Origin of the sequence: Actinocorallia sp. A-T 12471 (assembly GCF_033875155.1) — a bacterium.
Taxonomy (GTDB): domain Bacteria; phylum Actinomycetota; class Actinomycetes; order Streptosporangiales; family Streptosporangiaceae; genus Actinocorallia.
In genome coordinates this window covers 306,152-324,054 of record NZ_JAWZTE010000001.1, presented here as the reverse complement: position 1 = coordinate 324,054, position 17,903 = coordinate 306,152, and the positions used below count along the sequence as shown (strand labels likewise).

Sequence of the window (17,903 nt, the reverse complement as noted above, 5' to 3'; positions counted from 1 at the left end):
GGGCCTAGTCTTGACGAGCATAGGGGACGGTGTGTCGTGAGATCTCTCCAGTGATGACCCGTTCTTGAGCGAAGTTTTCTCGATCGTGAGGATCATCCGGGGTTTGGCGTTAGTGCCGGTCCCCCGCCGCGCGCGTTACCGCCGTCCGCCTCACTGCCGTGCGCCCCTGGCCCGCCAGCGGGCGGCGAGGCCGTCGGGGACGTCCTCGGAGGTGAGCGCGTAGCAGATGTGGTCGCGCCACGCCCCGTCGATGTGCAGTTGACGGCGGCGCACCCCCTCGTCGCGGAAGCCGAGTTTCTCTACGACACGCCGTGACGCGGCGTTCTCCGGCCGGATCGCCGCCTCGACCCGGTGCAGGCCGACGGTGAAGAACGCGTGGTCGACGGCGAGCGCGACGGCGGTCGGGGTGATGCCGCGTCCGGCGTAGGCGCGGTCGATCCAGTAGCCGACCTGGGCGCTGCGGGCCGACCCCCACACGATCGCGCCGACGGTGATCTGGCCGACGAACACGTCGTCGTAGGTGACGACCCACGGCAGCGACAGGCCGTTGCGCGCCTCGCGGCGCATCGTGTGGATCATGCTGTAGTACGGGCCGAGACCGCTGCGGAACAGGGGCGTCTCGGGGTTGGTGGGCTCCCACGGCCGCAGCCACTCGGCGTTGCGCACCCTCACGTCACGCCATGTCGCCGCGTCCCGCAGCCGCAGGGGCCGCAGCCCGACCGGCCCCTCGGTCAGCGTGACCGGCCAGCCTCGCATCCGTTCCACACCACCATGATTGCGCGGCAGAGGCACACTCCGCCATCCGCGCGCCCATTCGCACGAACGCCAGCGCGCTTAGTCGCGGGTGAGCAGGCGCCGGTACGCGCGCTGCTCGCGGGCAAGCCAGCGCGCTACTCGCGCGTGAGTAGCGCGCTGGTACGCGCGCTATTCGCGGGTGAGCCAGCGCGCTGTTCGCGGGGATGCCAGCGCGCTACTCGCGCGTGAGCAAGCGCGGGTACGCGCGCTACTCGCGCGTGAGCAAGCCCGGGTACGCGCGCTACTCGCGCGTGAGCAAGCCCGGGTACGCGCGCTACTCGCGCGTGAGCAGGCCCGGGTACGCGCGCTACTCGCGCGTGAGCAGGCCCGGGTACGCGCGCTACTCGCGCGTGAGCAGGCGCGGGTAGGCGCGCTATCTGCGGGGACGCCAGCGCGCTTAGTCGCGTGGGGGGGCGGGGGGGCGGGGGTGGTCGCCGCCGTTGATCTGGGAGATGGCGTGGGACAGTACGGGGCCGAGTACCGCCATGCCCTCGCGGACGCCGCCCGTGGAGCCGGGCAGGTTGACGATGAGGGTTCCGCCCGCCGTCCCGGCCAGGCCGCGTGACAGGATCGCGGTCGCGACCGACCCGCGCTGCCGGATCGCCTCGGCGATCCCGGGGACCTCGCGTTCCAGGACCGCCTTGGTCATCTCGGGCGTCTGGTCGGTCGGGGTGAGCCCGGTTCCGCCCGAGGTGACGACGACGTCGTAGCGGTCCTCCACGGCCTGCTTCAGCACGGTCAGGACCGCGGTGCCGTCGGGGATGACGCGGGGGCCGTCGACCTGGCAGCCCCACTCGCGCAGGAGTTCGGCCAGGAGCGGGCCGGAGCGGTCCTCGTAGACGCCGCCCGCCGCGCGGGTCGAGACGGTCACCGCTAGCGCGCGCACGGTCATGTGTCGCTGTCCTGTTCGTCGGAGGGTCGGTTCCAGGTTCCGGTCTTGCCTCCGGTCTTCTCCACGACCCGCACGTCGGTGATGACTGCGGCGGGATCGACCGCCTTGACCATATCGACCAGGGCGAGGGCGGCCACGGTCACCGACGTGAGGGCCTCCATCTCTATGCCGGTTCTGTCCGCCGTCTTGGCGAACGTCTCGATGGCGACCCCTTCGTCGGTCACCTCGAGCTCGACCTTCACGCCGTGGATCGGGATCGGGTGGCACATCGGTACGAGGTCGGCGGTCCTCTTCGCGCCCATGATCCCCGCTATACGCGCGACGGACAGGGCGTCGCCCTTGGGGACCGCGTTGTCGCGCAGGGCCGCGACGCACTCGGCCGACAGCCTGACGAACCCGCGCGCGGTCGCGGTACGGACGGTAACGTCCTTGGCGGAGACGTCGACCATGCGGGCCGCGCCTTGGGAGTCGAGGTGGGAGAACTTCACGAGGGCAGCCTAAGCACCTCGGCCTCGCCGCCCGCGGGCAGCTCCGTCACGTCGGCCGGAAGGACGATGAGACCTGACGAGTTGGCGAGCGCCCGCATCTGGTGGGAGTCCTGCGCGGACGCCGGACTGACCCGATAACGACCGTCTTCGAAGGTCAGTGACGCCCGCAGGTAGTGCTGGAGCCCTGCGGGAGACGTCAGGGCGGACTCGGTGACGGCCGTCACGGCTGGGAGCCCTTCGGGGGCGAGTCCCTGGAGGTAACGCAGCGCCGGACGGACGAACACCTGGAACGACACGTACGCGCTCACAGGGTTGCCGGGAAGGGTGAACAGAGGGACGCGCCCGCCGAGCAGGCCGAAGCCCTGCGGCTTGCCGGGACGCATCGCCACCTTGGAGAACTCGACCTCTCCCCCGCCCGACAGCACCTCCTTGACGACGTCGTACGCGCCCATAGACACGCCGCCGGTGGTGATGACGGCGTCGGCGTGCTCGAGCTGCTCGTCGAGGACGGCGCGCACCTTCGCGGGGTCGTCGCCGACGAAGGAACGGCGCAGGGCCACCCCGCCCGCCTCGGCGACGGCGGCGGCGAGCATGAAGCTGTTGGAGTCCCAGATCTGGCCGGGCTCAAGCGGCGTGCCGGGGACGCGCAACTCGTCGCCGGTGGACAGCACCACGACGCGCGGCCTGGGCCGCACCAGCAGCTCGGCCCGCCCGGCCGAAGCCGCGATCCCCAGCTGCGCCGCGCCGAGCCGAACCCCCTCGGCCAGGACGACGTCGCCGCGCCGCACGTCACCGCCCGCCCGCCGAATGCTCGTGCCGAGCGGAGGGGCCCTGTCGATGCGCACCTCGCGCACGCCGCCGTCGGTCCACTCGACCTGCACGACGGTGTCGGCCCCCTCGGGCAGGGGCGCGCCGGTCATGATCCGCGCGGCGGTGCCCGGCGTGACGCCCGTCGTCGCGACCGATCCCGCGGGAATGTCGGCGACGACGGGTAGCGTCACGGGGAGTGCGGCGAGGTCGGCGGCGCGTACCGCGTAGCCGTCCATCGCGGAGTTGTCGAACGGGGGGAGGTCGACGGGTGAGCGCACCTCTTCGGCGAGCACCGTGCCGGCCGCCTCCAGCAGGGGAAGCCGGAGCGGAGGCAGCGCGGTGAGCCTGGCGACGATCGCGGCGAGGTGGTCGGAGACAGATCTCATGCCCCCATGTATTTCACGGACCACCCGCGGCGCACGCGCGACCCGGCCCTCAGACCTCGCGGTCGGCCACGAACTCCTTGAGCCAGCCGAGGAAGTCCGCGCCCAGGTCGTCGCGCTCGGCGGCGAACTGGACGACGGTGCGCAGGTAGTCGAGCTTGTCGCCGGTGTCGAAGCGGTTGCCGCGGAACAGCACGCCGCGCACGCCGCCGCCGTTCTCCGACGGCATCGTCGCGAGGGTGCGCAGCGCGTCGGTCAGCTGGATCTCGCCGCCGCGTCCCGGGGCGGTCTTGGCGAGCACGTCGAAGACCTCGGGGTCGAGGACGTAGCGGCCGATGATGATCCAGTTGCTCGGCGCGTCCTCGATCGACGGCTTCTCCACGAGGTCGGAGACCTCGACCACGTCGTCCTCGACGTTGCCGGAGATCGCCGCGCAGCCGAACTTGTAGACCTGGTCCTCGGGGACCTCCATGAGCGCCACGACGCTGCCGCCGTACTGCTGGCGCACCTCGATCATGCGCTTGAGCAGCGGGTCGCTGGAGCCGATGAGGTCGTCGCCGAGCAGCACCGCGAACGGCTCATTGCCGACATGCTGGGCGGCGCAGTGCACCGCGTGGCCGAGGCCCTTGGGCTCACCCTGGCGGACATAGTGGATCTGGGCCAGCTCGGCCGACTCCTGGATCGAGGCGAGCCGCGCGGTGTCGCCCTTATGGCGCAGCGCCTCCTCGAGCTCGTAGGCGCGGTCGAAGTGGTCCTCGATGGAACGTTTCGACCGACCGGTGATCATCAGGACGTCGGAGAGGCCCGCGGAGACCGCCTCCTCGACGACGTACTGGATCGCGGGCTTGTCCACGATCGGCAGCATTTCCTTGGGCGTCGCCTTGGTCGCGGGCAAGAATCGGGTGCCGAGTCCTGCTGCGGGAACCACTGCCTTGGTTACGGGTGAGATGTCGGCCATAGGAAAAACCCTAGTCAACTGAAGGGAGTGTCGGGTGCAGGAAGACGTTAAGCCCTCGTTGCGAACCCATATACGTCAAGCACGGAGTGTCCTACCCAGTCCCGAACAAGACAGGGCGAGCTCCGCCATACGCGACGTCCTCCTCACCGTTCCCGAGCTTGAGATGGCTTCGTCCATCGCAGCATATGTCTCAGTGGGTAACGAACCGGGCACGAGAAGTTTGCTCTTCGCCCTGTGGAAGCGTGGTTCGTACGTGCTCATCCCTCTCGTCCGTTCTGACGGCGAGTTGGACTGGGCCTCCTACGAGGGTCCGGAATCTTTGCGCGAAGGGCGCTACGGCCTTCTGGAGCCCACGGAGCCACCCCGTGGAGTCGACGCGATCAAGGCGGCGGACGTCGTCCTCGTGCCGGCGCTCTCGGTCTCGTCGGACGGGACGCGGCTGGGGCGGGGAGGGGGGTACTACGACCGCGCGCTTGCGCGGGTCGGCCCCGCGATCCTGACCGTCGGGGTCGTGTACGACGACGAGTTCGTCGCGGAGCTGCCGTCGAAGCCGCATGACGTGCCGGTGCGGGCCGTGGCGACGCCGTCGGGGTTCCACCGGCTCTGAGCGGGGGCCCGGCGGAAATGTCGGCGGGGTCTTCTAGGGTGCGGTGCATGTGGAGGATCGCGGCGCTGCCGCCGCTTCCGGTGGAGCTGATCGACGCCCTGTTCGCCGACGTGCGGGCGCGGGCCGAGTTCGTCGTGCCGCGCGCCCGCGACGAATCCGGCCTGCACGAGGCGCTGGCCGAGGCCGACGCCGTCATCGGGGACTTCACCGGGGAACTCGCCCTCGACGCCGCGGCAGTCGCGGCCGCGCCGCGCCTGGCGTTCGTGCAGATGCCGCAGGTCGGCGTGGACAGCTGCGACATTCCTGCGCTGACGCGGGCCGGCGTCGCCGTCGCCAACACCCCCGGCGCGAACACCCGCGCGGTCGCCGAGTGGGCCGTCGGCGCGGCGTTCGCGCTCTGCCGCAGGCTCGCGTGGGCCGACCGGCGGATGCGCGAGGGCGGCTGGCCGCAGCTGGAGATCGGCGGACGCGAGCTGCACGCCCAGCATGTCGGCATTGTCGGGTACGGCGCGATCGGGGCGGAGGCCGCCCGGCTGTTCAGCGCGCTGGGCTGCCGGGTGTCTTACTGGAGCCGTACGCCACGGGCGGAGGCCGTCGCGGAGTACCTGCCGCTGCGCGAACTGCTCGCGGTCAGCGGCGTCCTCGTCGTCGCGCTGCCGCTCACCGCGGAGACGCGCGGGCTGATCGGGCCGTCGGAACTCGCGCTGCTGCCGCCCGGGGCGCTGCTGGTGAACGTCGCGCGCGGCGGCATCGTGCCCGACGCCGCCGTCCTCGACGCGTTGGATTCCGGCGCGCTCGGCGGGGCGGCCCTCGACGTCTACGAGACCGAACCCCTGCCCGAGCGTCACCCGCTGCGGTCGCACGAGAACGTCCTGCTGTCCCCGCACGCCGCCGGAGCCAGCGGACAGGCCCAGATCGCCATCATCGGCGAAGTCGTAGCGAACCTCACTCGACTCGTCTCCGGCGAGCCCGTCAAGCACGTCGTGAACGGTCTGGGCCCCCGCGTCACCCGCCGACCACCCTCCCCCTGAGGCACGCCCGGCGCGGCGGTACCGTTCCGTTCGGGATAATTGCCCGACGGAGGTGGTCTGTGGGGCTTGACGAGTGGCTCGCGTTCGGCGCGGTGATGGTCCTTGTGGCCATCGTGGCGGTCCGGCTGTCGTACCGGCTCGGCCTGCCGAGCCTGCTCGCCTACCTCGGCATCGGGCTGCTGCTCGGCGAGTCAGGACCCGTCGGCATCCAGTTCGACGACACCGCGCTCGCCCAGACGCTCGGGCTCACCGCGCTCGTCATCATCCTCATCGAGGGCGGCCTCACCACCGACTGGCGGCATGTGCGCGGGGGCGTCCCCGCCGCGATGTCGCTGGCCATCGTGGGCACGTCGCTCAGCATCGTCATCGTCGCCGGAGCCGCGCACTACCTGCTCGGCGCGGACTGGCGGATCGCGCTGCTGCTCGGCGCGGTCCTCGCGCCCACCGACTCCGCCGCCGTCTTCTCCGTACTGCGCAGGCTGCCTCTGCCGCCGCGTCTTGCCGGGATGCTGGAGGCCGAGTCGGGGTTCAATGACGCGCCCGTCGTCATCCTCGTCGTCATGCTGAGCAGCACCCACCACAACGACACGGGCGCGGGCGCGCTGCTCGGCATCCTCGTCTACGAGCTCGTCGTCGGCGGGATCGTCGGGCTGCTCATCGGGTGGCTCGGGGCCCGGGTGCTGCGCGGGGTCGCGCTCCCGGCGTCCGGGCTGTACCCGCTCGCCGTCATGTCGCTCGGCTTCGCCGCGTACGGCGGCGCGACCATGCTGCACGCGTCCGGCTTCCTCGCCTGCTACCTGGGCGCGCTCGTCCTGGGCAACTCCAAGCTCCCGCACCGGCCCGCCACCCTCGGGTTCGCCGAGGGCGTCGCGTGGCTCGCGCAGATCGGGCTGTTCATCATGCTCGGGCTGCTCGCCTCCCCTGCGGAGCTGCCTGGGCAGCTTGTCTTCGGGGTCGTCGTGGGGCTGATCCTTTCGTTCGTGGCGCGGCCCCTGTCCGTCATCATCGCGACCACCGGGTTCGGGGTGAGCTGGCGGGAGAAGGCGTTCCTGTCGTGGGCGGGGCTGCGCGGGGCCGTCCCGATCATCTTCGCGACGGTGCCGATGACCGAACACGTCGCGGGAGCGGACGAGCTGTTCTCTGCGGTCTTCATCATTGTGGTGATCTTCACGCTGGTGCAGGGGCCGACGCTGCCCGTCTTCGCCAAGAAGCTCAAGATCACCGACGAGGGGCAGCCGACCGATCTGGGCGTCGAGGCGGCCCCGTTGGAAGAGCTCAAGGCCGACCTCCTGCAGGTCAAGATCCCCGACGACTCCAAGCTGTCCGGCGTGGAGATCTTCGAACTGCGGCTGCCCAAGGGCGCGCAGATCACGATGGTGCTGCGCGAGACCGTCGGGGCGGGCCGGATGGTGGAAAAGCACAGCTTCGTCCCCGGTGCGCACACCGTCCTGCAGGGCGGCGACCAGCTCCTGGTCGTCACCACCGCCGAGGACCGCGACGAGGCCGAACGCCGACTGCGCGCGGTGAGCAGGCGCGGCAAGCTGGCGGGCTGGTTCGGAGAGCGCGGAGACTAGACGTACTATTGGCAGTCGGCGATGCCGAGTGCCAACAGTGTTGCGAAGGAGTGACCGTGCCCACGTACCAGTACGCGTGCGCTGATTGCGGCGAGGGGCTGGAAGTCGTCCAGAAGTTCACCGACGACGCCCTCACCGAGTGCCCCAACTGCGGCGGCAACCTCCGCAAGGTCTTCTCGGCCGTGGGAATCGTGTTCAAGGGCTCGGGCTTCTACCGGAACGACAGCCGGGGATCCGGCTCGTCCACGACCCCGGCGACCACGTCGACGTCGGCGTCCACGGACAAGAAGGCGGAGACCAAGACCGAGTCCGCGGCCCCGGCCAAGAGCGACTCGTCCTCGTCTTCGACGGCGTCGACGGCCACGCCGTCCGCCTGACGCGTCACGGATGCGCACATTCCTTGGGGGATGTGCGCATTCGCCGTTTCAGCGGTCCTGGGTGCCGAACTCCCAGTGCCAGGGCTCGAACGGGCTGCTGTACGCCCATGACGGGTGGAACCACCCGTAGGTGCCCGCGTTCGCCTCAAGCCACGTGAACTGCACCGAACCCGACGTCTGCACCCCGCCGCACAGGTCGAGCGCCTGGCCGAGGCCGTGGTTGCTGTGCCCGGGGATCGCCGCGAAGCCAGGCCGCGCGTAGTACAGCCGCTGCTGCTCGGCCAGGTCGCGGTAGGCGTCACGGACGCACATGTCGACCCCGAACCGCTTCTTGTACGCCGCGTTGAGCTTCACGAACGACAGCGCCGCGTCGGCGCGCAACAGGAACCCCTGCTGCGGGATCTTGCACAGGTACTGGCCGGGGATGAGGCCGTTGGGGAACTTCTTGGAGTCCTCCACAAGGCTCTCGTCGCAGCGCAGCGTCAGCTCGGTGTCGCGGTCCAGATCGAGGTTCTTCAGCATCTTGTTGAGCTGGTTCTTCAGATCGTCAACGCGCTTGAACAGCGTCTTCTGCTGCTTCTTGATCTTCGCCTGGTCGAGGTTGGTGCGCGACTGGAGGTCCTGCGCGTCGTCGGCGAGGTCCTCACGCCGGTCCCGCAGCTCCTCGGCGGCGTCGATCAGCGCCTGGTCACTGCCGGCGAGGAACGTCACATCCGCTGACGCGTGCAGCGCGTCGGTCGCGCTCCCCGGCCCGAAGATCGACAGCGCCCCCGAGGCCGCCGGCGCCTGATAAGCGGAGTTCGCCAGCTGCGCCAAAGGCCCCCGAATCCGGTCGAACTCCTCATCAGCCTTGGCCAGCTCCGCGAGCGTCTCCCGCAGCCTCTTCTTGGACTGCCTGACCTCTTTGCGCAGCCCCTTCAGCTCTTTATCGAGCCCCTGGAGCTCGTTCCGCGCCTTCGTCGCCTGCTTCCGCAGGTTCTCCACCTGGTCGATCGACGGCTTCACCGCCGCCACCCCCGGCGACGCCACGACCACAATCAGCAACAACGCCACAATCGCCGCCCGAACCACCCTCACACCCCGAGAGGTAGTCACCGGGTCCCTCCGGACGAACGTCTTCCAACTACAGCCGCTCGAACGCTACTACACCCCCACCCCTCCCCGACCCTTCCCCCACAACCCGCCCACCGCCAAGCCATCCCCTCCCGAAACCCTGTAAGCTTTCCCCCACCGCGGACACCCTCCGCGCCAGGCCCCGTAGCTCAGGGGATAGAGCAACGGTTTCCTAAACCGTGTGTCGGAGGTTCGAATCCTCTCGGGGCCGCCCACCAGACCTGCGTTTATGTCGCAAAAGTCGTCTCCGCGGCAGACTCCAGACCCCCATGGGAGACCGTAGGGAGACCACTGGCCCCGCACCCACCCTCCCGACGGCAGCCCGGGAGCACAAAGGGCTCACGCAAGCCGACATCCCCAAGGGAACCTATCCCCTGGACCGCCCCTCTCCGCCACGAGGTCTCCCGCTGGGAACGACGCGAGCGCATCCCCGATGACTGGCTCCCCCACCTCTCCCACGCTTTGGGCGTCCCGCTCCAGGTCCTGGAGCACACCGCCCACCGAGCGCGAGGCACCGAACCCGCCACCCTGACGCCCCGTTGAACCTGGCACCGTTCTTCCCCGAAGGCGGCCCCTTCCCGAGCGTGGCCCGCAGCGCCCACCGCACCCGCGCCGCAGCCAGGGCAGCCGGAAATCCGGTATTGGTCCTGGTCGGCGATTCCCAAGCTGTTGTTGTCAGTGGGGTTCGCTACCGTCGCGCTGTGCGTGGCCAGTCCTGAGGTAACCCCCACTGGTAGGTGTAACGCTGGCCTCCCTGGTTCTGCGAGAGGGCGGCCCAACCGGCCTAATCCGCGATCAGGCATAGCCGAGGAGCGCAGCACGACCTGTTCCGAACTGGCCACGCACGTCCCCCATCGACTGATCCTGCTAACAGCGGCGCCAACAACAGCACTAGACGAACATGGACACCGGTGGACAGCGAGCAGCCATCAGGTCTGGTCAGAGTGCAGATATGGACGGCGGTGGACGGGGTTCGGTTGGCTCGTAATGAGCCGCTCAGGGCTGAGTGACGACGAGGTGCCGCCTGTACCCAGACCATGTCAAGGCCACTGGTCGTCAGGGTTGACCGGCGGGGACATCGGCATTCAGTGCCTGAGAAGTTACTGATCGGGGATGCGGTCTTGCGCTTGCCTAGGCAAGTCGTTCTGGGGCGTAACCGATTTCATCGCTTCGGTCTCAATTCGAGAACCTTCACCGCGGATCTTTCGCCTCTCTCTTAGGCTCTGCCAGGATGTGGGCGAATTCAGCCAAACCCGTACAAGGGATCCTATAGATAGAGGGCCCTCGCAGAACCGGTCGGATTTATCGTCCTGGTTGCCGCAGTGGCTGGCTTCTTCTGGTGGACGTCAGGACCGTCCCAAGAGGAGGAGTGCGAAGCAATGCGCGCGCACGCTGCCGCCATGTTCAACGGAGCACGGGGATTGGATTCTCGGAAACTCCGCAGGTCAGGCGGGGTTGTGCATGGGCGTTCCTTAACCGTGTGTCGGAGGTTCGAGTCCTCTCGGCCCCCTTGACTTGCAACAAGGCCAGTGCATCCCTCCGCCATCACACCACTGCCGTGTCATCCCTCGCCTCTCCCGGGGCCATCGCGCCCCATCCGGGTTGCTCCCCTCAACATGCCGAGGGGCCATCTTCTCTGCTTGTGTGGGCGGGACATCCGCGTGGTCGTCCGTATTGGTTTGTGGGGCTTGTTGATTTGGGGAAGGGGGTGCGGGGGGAGGGGGTGGGTTGCATACTGTTGGTGTGGCTGAGTATGTGGGGTATAACGGGCGGATTGTTCTTGAGGGGGATGTGCTGGTCCTTGTGCGGGAGGGGGTGAGGGCGAAGGTCTCTGGGCATGAGGTGCGGAGTCGGCGTATCCCGCTGCAGGCGGTCTCTGATGTTCGGTTCAGGGAGGCTGGGCGGTTGGTCAATGGTCACCTTCAGCTTGGGCTTGGAGGGGTTGAGCCCAGGGTCGTCAGTAGCGGTAGTGCTGCTTCCGATCCGGACACCGTGCTTTTCACGTGGAAGAAGCGTGACGAGTTCGGTCAGCTTTACGCCTGGCTCAGGAATGTCGTGGAGATCAATCGGCGGTCTGGCATCGATGCCTCCGCCGTGCCCTATGACGGTGGTGTGGCCGGTGGGATCGCCGCGGTCGAGGGAAAGATCGCGGCGGCGGGTCAGCGGCTTGAATTCGGTGCCGGCGGGGCCAGGGGATCCGAGGTTAAGCCGGGTGCGGAGACGCGTTCGGCGGGGAAGGTCAGTTGGCCGGTGGTGAACCCCTCCGCTGTGACGCCTCAACGGCTGCCTCAACTCGTGGCCGCCCCTGCGTGGCTTCCCGGGGACGTCGAGGTCGAGGTCGTCGGCGAGTACTATCGGCAGGATTCCGTGCGGGCGGCGGAAGGCTCTGGAACTGACGGAACGCATGTGGCCGTGTTGGTTCCCGAGCCGTCGTTCGCCGAACATCCGAATTCCGTGGCGATCTACGTGCAGACGCATCTGGTCGGGTATTTGCCGAGCGGTGTCGGCCATCAGGTACGGCCGGCGATTTTGAGTTTCGCGGCCGCGCACGGGGGACAACTGCCTTCCTGTCCTGCGGAGTTCCATGAGAACAGATCCGCCAATCAGGTCGTACTTCTGCTTGACGGCCGACCGTTGGGGCTGTCGCCGGAAGCTCTCACCCATGTTCCGGATATGGCCAAATCGGCCACCGGGCTGCTGCGCCGGCTGGACCAGCGGCCCCCATTGCTCCAGGGCCGTCATGACGGGGCACGGCGGTCTCTCGCGACCGCCGGGGAGAAATATGTCCGGGTCAAGGAGGCGGCCTCAGGTGAGCGGTCCCCCAAGGCGTGGACGGCGCTCGAGAGCAGCGTCAACGAACTGGTCTCCAAGTTGGAGAAGGCCGGCGACCCGATGGTTGCGGACGCGTGGCTCCTGCTCGCGCGTTGCACACGGTTCCAGAAGGGCCGACGGGACGACACCCTCGCCGCTTACGTGAACGCGTTGTTCTCCGACCGGGACAACGTCGAAGCATGGTCGGAGTTCCTGGAGTACATCTGCTCAGCGGCGCACGTTCCGACGTTGCTCGACATCTACGCTCGGGTTCCGATGTCCGTGCGTCCTTCCCTCGTCCACCAGTTCCTCGCCGTGTCCCACGGGGCCGATCGCCACGGCGGCGTCACCGCCCGTGGCGGAGCAAGGCTACGTGCCGCGCTGGAGAGCCTTGCGGAAAGCCAGAATGACGACGGCACCGTGGCGGTTCTGGCCGCTGATCGCGGACTACGCGCGGAGAAGGCCGGTGACGTCGACGACGCCGTGGCCGGGTATCGCAGGGCCGTCGCCGCGGGGAGCACTGACGCCAAGGTCGCCGACAGGCTCAGTATTTGGCTCGTGAAGCAGGGCCTGCATGCTGAGGCGGCCGCGGTGCTCACCCAGGCGCTGAGTCGGCCGCCTGAGGCGGCGAGCACGCGGGAGCGTCTGGAGAAGCGCCTGCAACGCTGCGAACGTGCGCTTTCCTGAGTTCTCTTAGCCTGAGTTCTCTTAGGGGGTGGGGGTTAGGTGGGTGGGGGTGGTGGCGGGGGGGTCGGCTAGGACGCAGAGGTGTTCCATTGTTTGGAGGTGGGTGTCTAGGGAGGTGGGGTGGTCGTGGTGGGTGGAGGAGGTGAGGGTGTGGGTGAAGGCGGTGTCGGGGAGGTCGGGGTGGGGGAAGCGGAGGAGGGTGAAGGGGCCGGCGGTGGCGGGGTGGGCGCCGGCGGAGAAGGGGAGGATTTGGAGGATGACGCCTTTGAGGTTCAAGAGGTGGGTTAGTTGGGCTTGGTGGACTTCGGGGGGGCCTACGGGGCGGTGGAGGACTGATTCGTCCAGGACTGCCCAGAGGCGGGGGCCGTCGGGGCGGAAGAAGGCGAGTTGGCGGCGGCGGAGGATGGTGATGCGGGTGTCCAGCTCTTCGGGGGAGGCTTTGGGGTGGGCTACGCGTAGGAGGGCTCGGGCGTAGTCCTCGGTTTGGAGGAGGTCGGGGACGAATTGGGGGGCGAAGACTCGGAGGAGGGAGGCTGCTTCTTCTAGGCCCAGGTAGGTGGTCATCCAAGGGGGGATGAGGTCGGGGTATTCCTGCCACCAGCCGGGGCGGTTGGCTTCGGCGGCGAGTTCGAGGATGGGGAGGCGGTCTGCGGGGTCGGTGACGCCGTAGAGGGTGAGGAGGTCGGCTATGTCGCGTTCCTTGAAGCCGACCCTGCCCAGTTCCATGCGGCTGATCTTGGATTCCGAGGAGCGGATGGCGTAGCCCGCGTCGGCGCGGGTGATGCCGCGGGCCTCGCGGAGGCGACGGAGGCGTCCGCCGAGCTGGATGCGACGGGTCATCGAACCGGAACTCATGAACCGACCGCCCTCCACCGCCCGACGCCGTTCGCCCGGTCCGGCGCACGCGACGAAGGCATGCGGTCCCCCAACCGGTGCACGTGCATATGCACGCCCACGGAAGCGTACCGAAACCCGGGTGCGACGTCCATGGAACGTCGTTTCCCCGTGGAGACGTCACCCTGAGCCAAGGGTTTTGTCCGATAAATCACAATCTGAAGGTCTTTACCCTGCTTTTGTAGGTCAGTCAGCGCGCCAGTGGTGGACTGGATGGGAGGTACGCGCCGAAAACGGCTTCCGGGCGAAGAGGAGGGTTGATGACGACCACGACGACTGAGAAGACCGAACGCTACGAGCGCGACGTACTCCCCTTGGTCGATCCCCTTTACGCCAGCGCCGTGCGCATGACGCGCAACAGCGCCGACGCCGAGGACTTGGTCCAGGAGACCCTGACCAAGGCTTATGTGAACTTCCACCAGTTCCAGGAGGGCACCAACCTCAAAGCCTGGCTGCACCGCATCCTCACGAACAACTTCATCAACTCCTACCGCAAGAAGCAACGCGAACCACAGCGGACCGGCTCCGACGAGCTCGAGGAATGGCAGCTCGCGCAGACCGAGTCGTCGGTTTCCGGGTTGCGCTCGGCCGAGCACGAGGCGCTCGACCGCATCCCCGACTCCGACGTCGTCGCCGCGCTTCGCGACCTTCCCGCCGACTTCCGCAACGCCGTCTACCTCGCCGACGTGGAGGGCTACGCCTACAAGGAGATCGCCGAGATGATGGGCACCCCGATAGGGACCGTCATGTCGCGCCTCCACCGCGGCCGCAAGCAGCTGCGCTCGGCGCTCGCCGACCACGGCCCCGGCGTCCCGCGCGCCCGCGCCGCCTGACGCCGCCTTCCCCAGCCCGGACCCGACGGTCCGGGCCGAACCCATGCCCACGGCTTCCGGGCGGAACACCCCGGGAGTGATCGGGCGCGCCGTCGTCTGGACCGGAGGGAAGACGGCGGCTTGAGGCGCCCGATCACCGGCCGAGCGGAGCGAGGCCCGATAAGCACCGTTAGGGAACGGAGATCAGGGAGGGTGCCGGTGAGGGGGCGGTGAGCCTAGGATTCTCGGATATTTTGCGAGATTTGCCGGTTTCCGGTGCTCGCCTCTTCCGAGGAGGACCCCCCGATCATGCGCCGTCCTGCCCTTTTTGTGGCGGCTGTCTCGTTTGCGAGCGCGCTCTCCCTTGGGGGTGGGGCCGTCTACGCGGCGCCCGTCCCCGTCCCGTCCTCCACGACCGACGCGACCGACGCGACCGGCCCCACCGACGTCAGCGACGCGGTCGCCCGGCTCGCCGTCAAGAAGATCGTCTGGCAGAAGTGCTTCGACGCCTCGGCCCCGGCCAGGTACCGCAGGCTGCAGTGCGCCGAGGTGAAGGTGCCCAGGGACTGGGCGAAGCCCGACGGGGCCAAGATCACCATCGCGGTCAGCAGGCTCAAGGCCCGGGGCAAGCCCAAGGGCGTGCTGTTCACGAACCCGGGCGGGCCCGGCGCGTCCGGCCTGCTGACGCCCCTGCTGTTCGTCGACGCCCAGCGCAAGCGCCTGATGGACACCCAGGACATCATCGGCTTCGACGTGCGCGGCACCGGCTACTCCACCCAGCACCTGTGCAAGGAGCTGCCCGAGCCGCCGATGGACTCCCGCGACCGTTCGACGGCCAACACCAAGCGCCTGCTCAACTTCGGCGCGGCGGTCTCCAAGGCGTGCCGGACGGGCGGCGGCCTCGCGTCCAAGTATGTGACGACGGCGCAGACCGTCCGGGACATCGAGTTCCTCCGCAGGTCCCTGAAGACGTCCAAGGGCGCGGCAGTCACGAAGATCAACTGGCTCGGCTACTCGGCGGGCACCTGGCTCGGCGCGCACTACGCCGCCGCCTACCCCAAGCGGACGGGACGGTTCGTCCTCGACTCGGTCGTCAACTTCGCCGCGACCTGGCAGCAGCACAACTACCTCCAGCCCGTCGGGTTCCAGCGCAGGTTCGCGCAGGATTTCGCACGCTGGGCCGCGAAGTACGACTACGAGTACGCGCTCGGCGGCACCGCCAAGGCGGTCGTCGCCCGGTATGAGGCGATCCGCAAGGAGATCGGCGCGCAGGGCGGCGTGGACGTCGAGACCGTCGACGGCTACGCCTTCACCCTCTTCCCCGACGACCTCGACAACCTCGTCGCCTTCTCCCTCTACACGCGGTACCAGTTCCCGCCGCTCGCCCAGGACCTGAAGACGCTGTCGGCGGTCCTCGCCGACCCCGCGCGCCGCAAGCCGCTCAGGCTGCAGAGCGCCGACGACCCCTACTCGGCCGAAATCGCGACGTTCTACGGCATCCAGTGCAATGACACGAAGTTCACCGGGACGCCCGCGCAGCACGCCGCCAAGACCGCCCAGATCGGGGCGAAGCACCCGCTGATCGGCTACAGCGTGATCACCGACCCGTGCGCGGCGTGGACGCGCACGACGGGGCCGAAGCTGAAGCGTCCCGGGAAGGGGCTGCCGAGGACGCTGCTCGTCCAGTCGCGCAACGACCCCGCGACGCCGTACGAGGGCGCGGCCAAGACCCGTCAGAAGTTCAAGAACTCGCGCCTGGTGACGGTCAAGAACGAGGGCGACCACGGCATCTACGCCTCGGGCAACGCCTGCGTCGACAAGATCGTCGACGCCTACCTCATCGACGGCGTCTTCCCCAAGAAGGACCGCACCTGCGCGGGCCTGCCCATCCCCGACGCCGACGGCCTCCGTCCCGGCCTCCCCGCCACCAACCCCCTCCTCCACCTGAAGGACCTCACCGAGTCCCTCACCCGCTAGAACGCCGAAGGCCGGGCCGCCCCGAGGGGTGCCCGGCCTTCGCCGTGCGGTCAGTAGGACTTGCTGAAGATCACGCGCTTGCCGTAGGCAGAGGGCGCGTCGCACTTCACGCAGGTGCCCTCCGCGGCCTCACCCGCCGCCGGGATACAGCGGGGGGTGGCGGCGGTCTCGGCCTTGATGTCGTCCTCGCAGGCGGTCTGGCCGCAATGCAGGGCCAGGGCCCAGCCGCCGGAGACCTGGGCGGTGAAGGCGTCCCAGGTGTCGACGGGGGCGGTGTTGGCGTCGCGGAACTCCTCGGCGCGGCGCAGCAGGAACTCCTGGAAGTCCTCGAGGATCACCGGGACGCGCGCGACGACCTCGTCGAACGGGATCTGCTCCTTGCCCTGCCCCTCGACGGTCGGGAGCCGCCGCGCGAGCGTGACGACGCCGCCGTCGATGTCGCGCATGCCGAGCTCCAGCCGGACGGGGACGCCGCGCATCTCCCAGTCGTTGAACTTGAACCCGGGCGACAGCTGCGGCCGCTTGTCGTCCACGTGCACGCGCACGCCGGCGGCCTTCAGCGAGGCGGCGATCTCGTGCGCCTTCGCGGCGGTGATCTCGGCCTGCTCCTTGCGGCCCAGCGGCACGATGACGACCTGGTAGGGCGCGAGCCGCGGCGGCAGGACGAGTCCCTTGTCGTCACCGTGGGTCATGATCACGCCGCCGATCATGCGGGTGCTCATCCCCCATGACGTGGTGTGCGCGAGGGTCAGTTCGCCGTCGGCGTCCTGGTAGTCGATCTCGAATGCCTTGGCGAAGTTCGTCCCGAGATAGTGGGAGGTGCCCGCCTGGAGGGCGCGGCCGTCCCGCATCATGCCCTCGATCGTGTAGGTGCGGACCGCGCCGGCGAACCGCTCGCCCGGGGTCTTCTCACCCGGCACGACGGGCATCGCCGCGAGGTCGCGGGCGACCTTCTCGTAGGCGTCCAGGGCCCAGAGGGTCTCGCGCATCGCGTCGTCCTCGTCGACGTGCGCGGTGTGGCCCTCCTGCCACAGGAACTCGGTCGTGCGCAGGAACATGCGCGGCCGCATCTCCCACCGGACGACGTTCGCCCACTGGTTCAGCAGCAGCGGAAGGTCGCGGTGCGAGTCGATCCACTTGGCCATGTACTCGCCGATGACCGTCTCGGACGTCGGCCGCACCACGAGCGGTTCCTCGAGCTGCTTGCCGCCCGCGTGCGTGACGACGGCGAGCTCCGGCGAGAACCCCTCGACGTGCTCGGCCTCGCGCTTGAGGTAGGACTCGGGGATGAACATCGGGAAGGCGGCGTTCTCGTGCCCCGCCTCCTTGATCTTCGCGTCGAGGTCGGCCTGGATCAGCTCCCAGATCCGGTACCCGTACGGGCGGATGACCATCGTGCCGCGGACCGGTCCCCGGTCGACGAGGAGCGACTTGAGCACCACGTCGTTGTACCAGGCGGAGAAATCTTCGGATTGCGGAGTTACGCCTTCTCGACTCACGGCCCAAAGGCTACTGGAACGGCGGCCCCGGAGGACGTCCCCTCCGGGAAGGGGCCCGACCAGCGCCTTCGCCGGACGCGATACCATGATCGAAAACACTGCTTCACAGCCTGTTCACAACCCCGAGATAACGGACGCGTCAGGGCGCTGAAGGAAAGATCTACCAGCGGTGGATCACATGCCGGCGAATGTCCC

At 68.8% G+C, this 17,903-nt stretch carries 15 protein-coding genes and 1 tRNA gene; 8 read left to right on the top strand and 8 right to left on the bottom strand.

Annotated features, from left to right (window positions below):
* Positions 1-150 precede the first annotated feature (150 nt).
* The 5 genes from R9X44_RS01585 to galU all read right to left on the bottom strand — a co-directional run bounded on the left by R9X44_RS01585 (position 151) and on the right by galU (position 4,326).
* Complete coding sequence (locus R9X44_RS01585; protein WP_319812774.1) at positions 151-756, bottom strand: GNAT family protein; 606 nt, start codon at positions 754-756, stop codon at positions 151-153.
* 436 nt (positions 757-1,192) lie between these two features.
* Entirely contained in the window at positions 1,193-1,687 is a 495-nt protein-coding gene (locus R9X44_RS01580; RefSeq protein WP_319812104.1) for a MogA/MoaB family molybdenum cofactor biosynthesis protein, read from the bottom strand.
* Entirely contained in the window at positions 1,684-2,175 is a 492-nt protein-coding gene (gene moaC, locus R9X44_RS01575; RefSeq protein ID WP_319812103.1) for a cyclic pyranopterin monophosphate synthase MoaC, read from the bottom strand. Before moaC ends, R9X44_RS01580 begins: the two co-directional genes overlap by 4 nt.
* Positions 2,172-3,371 carry a gephyrin-like molybdotransferase Glp gene (glp, locus tag R9X44_RS01570; RefSeq protein ID WP_319812102.1) on the bottom strand — a complete coding sequence of 400 codons (1,200 nt, stop codon included), beginning with the start codon at positions 3,369-3,371 and terminating at the stop codon, positions 2,172-2,174. Before glp ends, moaC begins: the two co-directional genes overlap by 4 nt.
* A gap of 49 nt (positions 3,372-3,420) precedes the next feature.
* The gene (galU, locus tag R9X44_RS01565; RefSeq protein ID WP_319812101.1) at positions 3,421-4,326 is read right to left on the bottom strand and encodes a UTP--glucose-1-phosphate uridylyltransferase GalU; all 906 of its coding nucleotides are present in this window, start codon (positions 4,324-4,326) and stop codon (positions 3,421-3,423) included.
* 34 nt (positions 4,327-4,360) lie between these two features.
* On the opposite strand from galU, the gene R9X44_RS01560 reads away from it, so the two are divergent.
* From R9X44_RS01560 to R9X44_RS01545, 4 genes are read left to right on the top strand one after another with little or no spacing between them, the layout of a single operon-like run.
* A complete protein-coding gene (locus R9X44_RS01560) occupies positions 4,361-4,933 on the top strand; it encodes a 5-formyltetrahydrofolate cyclo-ligase (protein WP_319812100.1) in 573 nt (190 codons plus the stop codon).
* A gap of 47 nt (positions 4,934-4,980) precedes the next feature.
* The gene (locus R9X44_RS01555; protein WP_319812099.1) at positions 4,981-5,964 is read left to right on the top strand and encodes an NAD(P)-dependent oxidoreductase; all 984 of its coding nucleotides are present in this window, start codon (positions 4,981-4,983) and stop codon (positions 5,962-5,964) included.
* Positions 5,965-6,023: 59 nt separating this feature from the next.
* Complete coding sequence (locus R9X44_RS01550) at positions 6,024-7,538, top strand: potassium/proton antiporter (protein WP_319812098.1); 1,515 nt, start codon at positions 6,024-6,026, stop codon at positions 7,536-7,538.
* Positions 7,539-7,594: 56 nt separating this feature from the next.
* Positions 7,595-7,915 carry an FmdB family zinc ribbon protein gene (locus R9X44_RS01545; protein WP_319812097.1) on the top strand — a complete coding sequence of 107 codons (321 nt, stop codon included), beginning with the start codon at positions 7,595-7,597 and terminating at the stop codon, positions 7,913-7,915.
* Positions 7,916-7,963: 48 nt separating this feature from the next.
* Here R9X44_RS01545 and R9X44_RS01540 read toward each other — a convergent pair whose 3' ends face one another.
* On the bottom strand, positions 7,964-8,950 hold the full coding sequence (locus R9X44_RS01540) for a D-alanyl-D-alanine carboxypeptidase family protein (RefSeq protein WP_319812773.1): 987 nt from the start codon (positions 8,948-8,950) through the stop codon (positions 7,964-7,966).
* Positions 8,951-9,166: 216 nt separating this feature from the next.
* On the opposite strand from R9X44_RS01540, the gene R9X44_RS01535 reads away from it, so the two are divergent.
* A tRNA-Arg gene (locus tag R9X44_RS01535) sits at positions 9,167-9,239 on the top strand.
* 1,532 nt (positions 9,240-10,771) lie between these two features.
* Complete coding sequence (locus R9X44_RS01530; RefSeq protein WP_319812096.1) at positions 10,772-12,526, top strand: DUF4429 domain-containing protein; 1,755 nt, start codon at positions 10,772-10,774, stop codon at positions 12,524-12,526.
* Between the two features lie 21 nt (positions 12,527-12,547).
* Here R9X44_RS01530 and R9X44_RS01525 read toward each other — a convergent pair whose 3' ends face one another.
* On the bottom strand, positions 12,548-13,366 hold the full coding sequence (locus R9X44_RS01525) for a helix-turn-helix transcriptional regulator (RefSeq protein WP_319812095.1): 819 nt from the start codon (positions 13,364-13,366) through the stop codon (positions 12,548-12,550).
* Positions 13,367-13,680: 314 nt separating this feature from the next.
* Here R9X44_RS01525 and R9X44_RS01520 point away from each other — a divergent pair, with 314 nt between their 5' ends.
* Both R9X44_RS01520 and R9X44_RS01515 read left to right on the top strand, forming a co-directional pair.
* On the top strand, positions 13,681-14,253 hold the full coding sequence (locus R9X44_RS01520; RefSeq protein WP_319812094.1) for a sigma-70 family RNA polymerase sigma factor: 573 nt from the start codon (positions 13,681-13,683) through the stop codon (positions 14,251-14,253).
* Positions 14,254-14,541: 288 nt separating this feature from the next.
* Positions 14,542-16,209, top strand: coding sequence for an alpha/beta hydrolase (locus tag R9X44_RS01515; protein ID WP_319812093.1), 1,668 nt, complete (start codon positions 14,542-14,544; stop codon positions 16,207-16,209).
* Positions 16,210-16,259: 50 nt separating this feature from the next.
* Here R9X44_RS01515 and proS read toward each other — a convergent pair whose 3' ends face one another.
* On the bottom strand, positions 16,260-17,708 hold the full coding sequence (gene proS / locus R9X44_RS01510) for a proline--tRNA ligase (RefSeq protein WP_319812092.1): 1,449 nt from the start codon (positions 17,706-17,708) through the stop codon (positions 16,260-16,262).
* Positions 17,709-17,903 lie beyond the last annotated feature (195 nt).